Origin of the sequence: Rhodoferax sp., from assembly GCF_014859475.1 — a bacterium.
Classification (GTDB): Bacteria; Pseudomonadota; Gammaproteobacteria; order Burkholderiales; family Burkholderiaceae_C; genus Rhodoferax.
The window spans coordinates 1-7,603 of the sequence record NZ_JACUUE010000115.1; the positions used below are offsets into that span (position 1 = coordinate 1).

Genomic DNA, 7,603 nt, shown 5'->3' on the forward strand with positions numbered 1-7,603 from the left:
AGGTCGGCATGGGCGAGAGCATTTTGATTCTGGCCTTTGTGGTGATCGTGATCGGCGGCATCGGCTCGATCCGCGGCGCGCTGCTGGGCGCCTTGCTGGTGGGCGTGGTGGACACCGCCGGGCGCACCATGATTCCGTATGTCTTTGAGCGCATCATGGGGCCGGACCTAGCTGCCAATGCAGGCCCGGCGGTTGCCGCCATCCTGATTTATGTGCTGATGGCCGCGGTGCTGTTTTTCAAGCCGCAAGGGCTGTTCCCGGCCCATGGCTGACGCGGAAGTCAAACCCATTGCTCTGGTGGACGCCGCCAAAGCGGCTGCGCCCACGGCAGCGGTGTCCCGCGCGCCCATGCGTTTACCGCCCGGCGTGCTGGATCACCCCTTGCGCTGGCGCACCGGCCTGGTTTTGTTGATTGCTCTGGTGTCGCTGCCCACCTTGGCACAGGCCTGGGGCCAGGAGTTTTATGTGGGCGTGGCCAGCCGCATCTTGATTTTTGCGCTGGCCGCCACCAGCCTCAACTTGATTCTGGGTTTCGGCGGCATGGTCAGTTTTGGCCATGCGGCGTTTGTCGGCGTGGGGGCTTATACAGCGGGCATCTTGATGCAACACGGTGTTGCGTCCGCCTGGCTGGCCCTGTCGCTGGCCTGTGTGGCGGCGGGCGCTTTTGCCTTGCTGATCGGGGCCATCAGCCTGCGCACCCGGGGTGTCTATTTCATCATGATCACGCTGGCCTTTGCGCAAATGCTGTACTACCTGATGGTGTCGCTGAAAACCTATGGTGGCGACGATGGCCTGTCGCTGGAGCGACGCTTTGACCTGGGCTTTGGCCCGGACCTGAGCCAGGATGCCCCGTTCTACTACCTGGTGCTGGCGCTGGCCGTGGTGGTGTTTTTGTTGGTGCAGCGCCTGCTGAACTCCCGTTTTGGCCATGCGCTGCAGGCGATTCGCGACAACGAGACACGCATGGCCGCTATTGGTTTTCCGGTGTACCGCTTCAAGTTGCTGGCCTTCGTGCTGGCTGGTGCGCTGGCTGGCTTGGCCGGCGCGCTGCTGGCGCATCAGGGCGGTTTTGTCAGCCCGTCGATGATGCAGTGGAGCGAGTCGGGCATGTTGATGGTGATGGTGATTTTGGGCGGGGTCGGGCATTTGTACGGCGGCCTGGTCGGTGCCGTGGTGTTTCTGCTGCTCGAAGAACTTTTGAGCAGTTACACCATCCACTGGCAGTTTGGCCTGGGCGCGGTACTGTTGGCCGTGGTGCTGCTGGCACCCAACGGTCTGCTGAGCCTGCGCTTCAAAAGGAAATCGCCATGAGCCACAGCATCCTGCTGCAGGTCGATGGGCTGGTCAAGTCTTTTGGGGGCTTGCGCGCCACCGACCACGCCAGCCTGAATGTGCGCACGGGTGAGATGCATGCGCTGATCGGCCCTAACGGCGCCGGCAAAACCACCCTGATCCAGCTGATTTCGGGCGCGCTGGCCCCCAGCGCCGGGCGCATCCAGTTTGACGGTACGGACATCACCCGCATGCCGATGCACCAACGGGTGGCTCACGGCCTGGCGCGCTCGTTCCAGATCACCAGCATCTTCCAGCGCCTGTCGGTGCTCGACAATCTGGCGCTGGCGGTACAGGCCCATGCCGGCCACAGCCTGAACTTCTGGCGGCCGGCGCGTGGTGATGCCGAACGCTACGCCCAGGCCTTTGAGGTGGCCGAGCGGGTTGGTCTGGGTTTGCAAGTTCATCGGCTTGGTGGTGCCCTGTCGCACGGTGAGCAGCGCCAGCTCGAGGTCGGCCTGGCGCTGGCCACCCGGCCCAAGTTGCTGCTGCTCGACGAGCCCATGGCCGGCATGGGGCCGGATGAGTCCGAGCGCATGCTAAGCCTGCTGCAAAGCCTGCGCGGCGAGACAACGCTGCTGCTGGTGGAGCACGACATGAATGCGGTGTTTAGGCTGGCTGACCGCATCTCGACGCTGGTGGCCGGCCGGGTCATTGCCTGCGGCACACCCGAGGAGATACGCCAACACCCCGAGGTGCGGCTGGCCTACCTCGGCGACGATGAAGAGGCCACGGCATGAGCGCGCTGCTGGAAGTCGAAAACCTGGATACGGCCTATGGCGCCAGCCAGGTGCTGTTTGGCGTGAGTTTTGTCGTGCAGCCCGGCGAGGTGGCCACGCTGCTCGGGCGCAACGGCATGGGCAAGACCACCACGGTGCGATCGATCCTGGGCCTGACGCCGGCGCTTAAGGGGAGCGTGCGTTTTCGTGGCGAGCGCATCGAGCATTTGACGCCTGACCGCATCGCCCGCATGGGGCTGGCGCTGGTGCCCGAGGGGCGGCAGATTTTTCCGAACCTGTCGGTGCGTGAAAACCTGCTGGCATTTGCTGCCAACCGCAATGAATCCGCTGACCCGTGGACGCTGGAGTCGGTGTTTGATTTGTTTCCGCGCCTGGCCGAGCGTGTGCGCCACATGGGCAACCAACTCTCGGGCGGCGAGCAGCAAATGCTGGCGATTGGCCGCGCGCTCATGACCAACCCGTATCTGCTGATTCTGGACGAGGCCACCGAGGGCCTGGCGCCGCTGGTGCGCGAGGACATCTGGCAATGCCTGCACCAGTTGAGTGGCCGCGGGCAGACCATTCTGGTGATCGACAAATACGTGCAGCGCCTGATTAAACTGGCGCATCACCACAGCATTCTGGAGCGCGGTCAGGTGGTGTGGCAGGGCGACTCTGAACAGCTGGCGGGCGAGCCGGGCCTGTGGCAGCGGTATATTGGGGTGTAGTTCCCCACCTATTGAGCTTGGCCACATGACAACGCTGTACCGTGAATTTGCAACGCAGGCGCAGATCGATGCGCAGTACAACCCGGCCATCAAGCTGGCAGACCCCATGGCGCCTGCCAAACACTATGTGGCGCAGTCGGCGCTGGCCAGGCAGACCTTGTACTGCGTGCCGGATGTGCCTTACGGCCCGACGCTGGCCGAGACGCTCGACATCTTTCCGGCAGATGTGCCCCATGCGCCGGTGTTTGTTTTCCTTCACGGCGGTTACTGGCGCGCGTTCTCCAGCAAGGAATTCAGCTGTGTGGCGCTGGGCCTGCAGCCGCTGGGCATCACCACCGTGGTGGTCAATTACGCCCTGTGCCCTGTTGTGAGCCTGGATGAAATCACGCGCCAGGTGCGTGCTGCCGTGGCCTGGACGCATCGCCACATTGGCGACTACGGTGGCGACCCGGCGCGGCTGGCGCTGGGCGGGCATTCGGCGGGCGCGCATCTGACGGCCATGTGCCTGCAAACGCGCTGGGCGCTGGACTACGGCCTGCCCGCCGACCCCCTTGCCGCGGCGCTGCTGGTGAGTGGCATCTACGACATTGCGCCGCTGCGCTACAGCTATTTGCAGCCCTTGATCCAGCTCGATGAGGGCATCATCCGGCGCAATTCACCGATGTTTGGCGTGCAGCCGTGCAAAACGCCGGTCTGGCTGAACTGGGGCAGCGAAGAAACGCCGGAATTTGCGCGCCAGGCCAGCAGCTTCCACGCCGCCTGGCAGGCTGCGGGCAATATCGCAGAGCTCAGCGCGTTGCCTGGCGCCGACCATTACCGTGGCATCCATGGCTTTGAAGATCCCGCCAGTTCTTTGAGCCAGTGGCTGGCAACGCGGCTGGCGATATAGTGACTGTTTTTGCCGCTGAATTGAGCACCCTGTGAGTATTCAAACCGATGACTTTGCCCCGGCGCCGCCCAAACGGGTGGTGTCCAACGCGCCCGCCTCGCCCAACGAGGAGGCGATCGAGCGCGCGCTGCGGCCCAAGCTGATGCAGGAGTACGTGGGCCAGGCCAAGGCGCGCGAACAACTCGAGATTTTCATCGGCGCCGCCAAGATGCGCGAGGAGGCGCTCGACCATGTGCTGCTGTTCGGCCCGCCGGGTCTGGGCAAAACCACCTTGAGCCATATCATTGCCCACGAGTTGGGTGTGAACCTGCGCCAGACCAGTGGCCCGGTGCTGGAAAAGCCCAAGGACCTGGCCGCGCTGCTGACCAATCTGGAAAAAAACGATGTGCTGTTCATCGACGAGATTCACCGCCTGAGTCCGGTGGTCGAAGAAATTTTGTACCCGGCACTGGAAGACTACAAAATCGACATCATGATTGGTGAAGGCCCGGCGGCGCGCTCCATCAAGCTCGACCTGCAGCCCTTCACGCTGGTGGGCGCCACCACCCGCGCCGGCATGCTGACCAACCCGCTGCGCGACCGCTTTGGCATTGTGGCGCGGCTGGAGTTTTACACCCCCGAGGAACTGGCCCTCATCGTCACGCGCAGCGCCGGGCTGCTAAACGTGCCCACCGATGAAAAGGGCGGTTTCGAGATTGCCCGGCGTTCGCGTGGCACACCGCGCATTGCCAACCGCTTGCTGCGCCGGGTGCGCGACTACGCCGACGTGAAGGGCGTGGGCGAGATCACCCTGGACATTGCCAACCGCGCGCTGGCCATGCTCGACGTCGATCCGCAAGGCTTCGATCTGATGGACCGCAAGTTGTTGGAGGCCGTGATCCACCGCTTCGATGGTGGCCCGGTCGGGCTGGACAACATTGCCGCCAGCATTGGCGAAGAACGCGAAACCATCGAGGACGTGATCGAGCCCTACCTGATCCAGCAAGGTTATCTGCAGCGCACGCCGCGCGGTCGTATTGCCACGCTGGCCGCCTACCGCCATTTGGGTGTGACGCCACCGGCGGATCAGGCTGGTGGTGGGCTGTTTGCAGAGTGATGCCTTGGCTTGAAGGGGGCGTCCTTTGAAATACACCAGTAACAGTCGCGCCTTTGCCCACATTGCCGCTTTTCACCCCGAGCTGACCGCCTTGCGGCGCGACCTGCATGCGCACCCGGAGCTGGGTTTTGAAGAGGTTTACACGGCCCACCGGGTCGAGCAGGCGCTGAAAGTCTGCGGTGTGGACGCCATCCACACCGGCATCGGCAAGACCGGCCTGGTGGCCACCATCCAGGGCCGACGCAACAGCAGTGGCAAGATGATTGGCCTGCGCGCCGACATGGACGCGCTGCCCATGACCGAACACAACGACTTTGCCTGGAAGTCTGGCAAACCCGGCCTGATGCACGGCTGCGGCCACGACGGCCACACCGCGATGCTGGTGGGCGCGGCGCGCTACCTGGCCGAGACGCGCAATTTTGACGGCACCGCCGTGCTGATTTTCCAGCCCGGCGAAGAAGGCTATGCCGGTGCCCAGGCCATGATCGACGACGGCCTGTTTGAGCGCTTTCCGGTTCAATCCGTGTTTGGCATGCACAACTGGCCCGCCATGCGCCCAGGCACCATCGGGCTCAATGCCGGGCCGATGATGGCCGCGGCAGACCGCATCAAGATTGAAATTACCGGCAAGGGCGGCCACGGCGCGCACCCCTACCAGACGGTCGATCCGGTGCTGGTGGCCGGGCACATCATCACAGCGGTGCAAAGCATTGTGTCGCGTAACGTCAAGCCGGTGGACAGCGCCGTGATCAGTCTGTGTGCCATGCAGGCGGGTGATTTGAATGCCATGAGCGTGGTGCCGGGCAGCGCCACCCTGGTCGGCACGGTGCGCACCTTCAAGACCGAGGTGCAGGCGCTGATCGAGCGTCGCCTCAACGAATTGTGCAGCGCGGTGGCGCAGGCGTTTGGCGCCACGGCGAAAGTGACTTATGAGCGCATGTACCCGGCCACCATCAACACGGCCCCGGAAGCCCGCTTTGCCGGCGATGTGGCGACCAGCCTGGTCGGCGCCGCCAACGTGGTGCGCGACCTGGAGCCGAGCATGGGTGCGGAAGATTTTTCGTTCATGCTGCTTGTGAAGCCCGGCGCCTACCTGCGGCTCGGCCAAGGGGCAGAGAACGGCCTGGGCAGTTGCCACCTGCACAACAACCGCTACGACTTCAATGACGACGTGCTGCCTTTGGGTGCCGCGTTACATGCCAGCCTGGCGGAGCAGGCGATGCCTTTGTCGGTCTGATCATTCAGCCAACGGCGCCCGCCTGGCGCAGCGCCTGCACCGCGCCCGTATCCAGCCCCAACGCCTTCAACAATTCATCGGTATGCGCGCCCAGCGTCGGCGGGCTCAGGCGCACGCCCAGGCGCTGGCCGTCCATGGTGAAGGGAAACAGCGTGGCCTTGCTGGTCTGCCCGGCGCGGGTGCCGTCGGGCAGGGTGATGTCGGCCAGGCCGCCGGTGGCCAGCAGGTGCTCGTCGTCAAAAAGCTCCTCGGGCTTGCGGATCGGTGCGTAGGGCAGCTTGTTGGCTTCCATCAGGCGGCCCAGCTCTGTGGCGCTGTAACGGCTCAGGCGCTCGCGCAGGATGGGCATCAGCGCGGGGCGCTCGCGCACGCGGTCGTTGTTGCTGGCATAACGCGCGTCCGATTTCAGGTCAGCAAAGCCAAACACGTCGCAAAAAGTGGCCCACTGCGCGTCGCTCACCGCCGAAATAAAAATCTGCTCGCCGTCTTTCACGGTAAACACGTCGTACACCGCCCAGGGGGAAATGCGCGCCGGCATGGGCGCGGCGGGCTGGCCCGTCATGGCGTACTGCAGCATGTGCTGGCCGACCAGAAACACGTTGTTTTCGAACAGCGCGCTTTGCACTTCCTGGCCGCGCCCGGTGATGCCACGCTGGATCAGCGCGCCCAGCGCGCCGATGGCGCCAAACATGCCGCCCATGATGTCGTTGACGCTGGTACCAGCGCGCAGCGGGTCGCCAGGGCGCCCAGTCATGTAGGCCAGGCCGCCCATCATCTGCACCACTTCGTCAAGCGCCGTGCGGTGCTCGTAGGGGCCGGGCAAAAAACCTTTGTGGCTGACATAAATGATCTTCGGGTTTTGCGCTGACAGGCTGGTGTAGTCGAGCCCGTATTTGGCCATGGTGTCGGGCTTGAAATTCTCCAGCACCACGTCGGCACTCAGGGCCAATTGGCGCGCAACCGCAGCGCCTTGCGGCTTGTGCAGGTCGATGGCGATGCTTTTCTTGTTACGGTTAAACATCGGGAAAAACCCGGCCCCGGCGCCGAGCAAATGCCGGGTGCGGTCGCCCTCAATGGGTTCGACCTTGATCACCTCGGCGCCCATGTCGGCCAGCACCATGCCGCAGGTGGGGCCCATGACCATGTGGGTGAATTCGACCACGCGCAGGCCGGTCAGGGGGAGGGGGTGGTTGGTTCGGTTGGATGACATCAGAAGGCCCGGCTCAAACAGGTGAATGAAATGCCTTGATTATTTCCCAGCTTGGGGCGGGCAGCATTACCTTCATTTTGGTCAAAGCTCTTGCTTGGCAGGTCAAAGACTGCTGTCGGCAGCATTCCTTAAAATACAAATATGCCAAGTTCGCTCCCCTCCTTGCTCGCGCAAACAACGAAGCCCGTTTTCATTCAGCCGCGCGCCGTGCTGTTTGATGCCTACGGCACGCTGTTTGACGTGTACAGCGTGGTGCAATTGGCCGAGCAACTGTTCCCCGGCCGCGGCCAGGCATTAAGCGTGTTGTGGCGCGACAAGCAGATCGAATACACCCGGCTGGTCACCACCAGCAACCACGGCGCTCACTACCAGCCGTTTGGCATGCTGACCCG

Annotated in this window: 7 protein-coding genes and 2 pseudogenes; 8 read left to right on the forward strand and 1 reads right to left on the reverse strand. The window is 63.6% G+C overall.

What is annotated here, in order from left to right:
* The 7 genes and pseudogenes from IBX54_RS10265 to IBX54_RS10295 all read left to right on the forward strand — a co-directional run.
* Nucleotides 1-272: pseudogene (locus IBX54_RS10265) on the forward strand (branched-chain amino acid ABC transporter permease); the annotation flags it as partial.
* A 76-nt stretch (nucleotides 273-348) separates the two neighbouring features.
* Nucleotides 349-1,311, forward strand: a complete 963-nt coding sequence (locus tag IBX54_RS10270; protein ID WP_296542568.1) for a branched-chain amino acid ABC transporter permease — start codon at nucleotides 349-351, stop codon at nucleotides 1,309-1,311.
* On the forward strand, nucleotides 1,308-2,072 hold the full coding sequence (locus IBX54_RS10275; RefSeq protein ID WP_296542562.1) for an ABC transporter ATP-binding protein: 765 nt from the start codon (nucleotides 1,308-1,310) through the stop codon (nucleotides 2,070-2,072). The genes IBX54_RS10270 and IBX54_RS10275 overlap by 4 nt, the downstream gene beginning before the upstream one ends.
* Nucleotides 2,069-2,779, forward strand: a complete 711-nt coding sequence (locus tag IBX54_RS10280; protein ID WP_296542563.1) for an ABC transporter ATP-binding protein — start codon at nucleotides 2,069-2,071, stop codon at nucleotides 2,777-2,779. Before IBX54_RS10275 ends, IBX54_RS10280 begins: the two co-directional genes overlap by 4 nt.
* A gap of 25 nt (nucleotides 2,780-2,804) precedes the next feature.
* Nucleotides 2,805-3,668, forward strand: a complete 864-nt coding sequence (locus tag IBX54_RS10285) for an alpha/beta hydrolase (protein ID WP_296542564.1) — start codon at nucleotides 2,805-2,807, stop codon at nucleotides 3,666-3,668.
* A gap of 31 nt (nucleotides 3,669-3,699) precedes the next feature.
* Nucleotides 3,700-4,764: a Holliday junction branch migration DNA helicase RuvB gene (gene ruvB / locus IBX54_RS10290; protein ID WP_296542565.1), complete on the forward strand. Its 1,065-nt coding sequence runs from the start codon at nucleotides 3,700-3,702 to the stop codon at nucleotides 4,762-4,764.
* Nucleotides 4,765-4,789: 25 nt separating this feature from the next.
* Nucleotides 4,790-6,001 (forward strand): M20 aminoacylase family protein, encoded by a 1,212-nt coding sequence (locus tag IBX54_RS10295; protein ID WP_296542566.1) that lies wholly within the window; start codon nucleotides 4,790-4,792, stop codon nucleotides 5,999-6,001.
* A 4-nt stretch (nucleotides 6,002-6,005) separates the two neighbouring features.
* Here IBX54_RS10295 and IBX54_RS10300 read toward each other — a convergent pair whose 3' ends face one another.
* Nucleotides 6,006-7,211 (reverse strand): CaiB/BaiF CoA-transferase family protein, encoded by a 1,206-nt coding sequence (locus tag IBX54_RS10300; protein WP_296542567.1) that lies wholly within the window; start codon nucleotides 7,209-7,211, stop codon nucleotides 6,006-6,008.
* Between the two features lie 141 nt (nucleotides 7,212-7,352).
* Between IBX54_RS10300 and IBX54_RS10305 the strand changes: the two are divergent.
* Nucleotides 7,353-7,603: pseudogene (locus IBX54_RS10305) on the forward strand (haloacid dehalogenase); the annotation flags it as partial.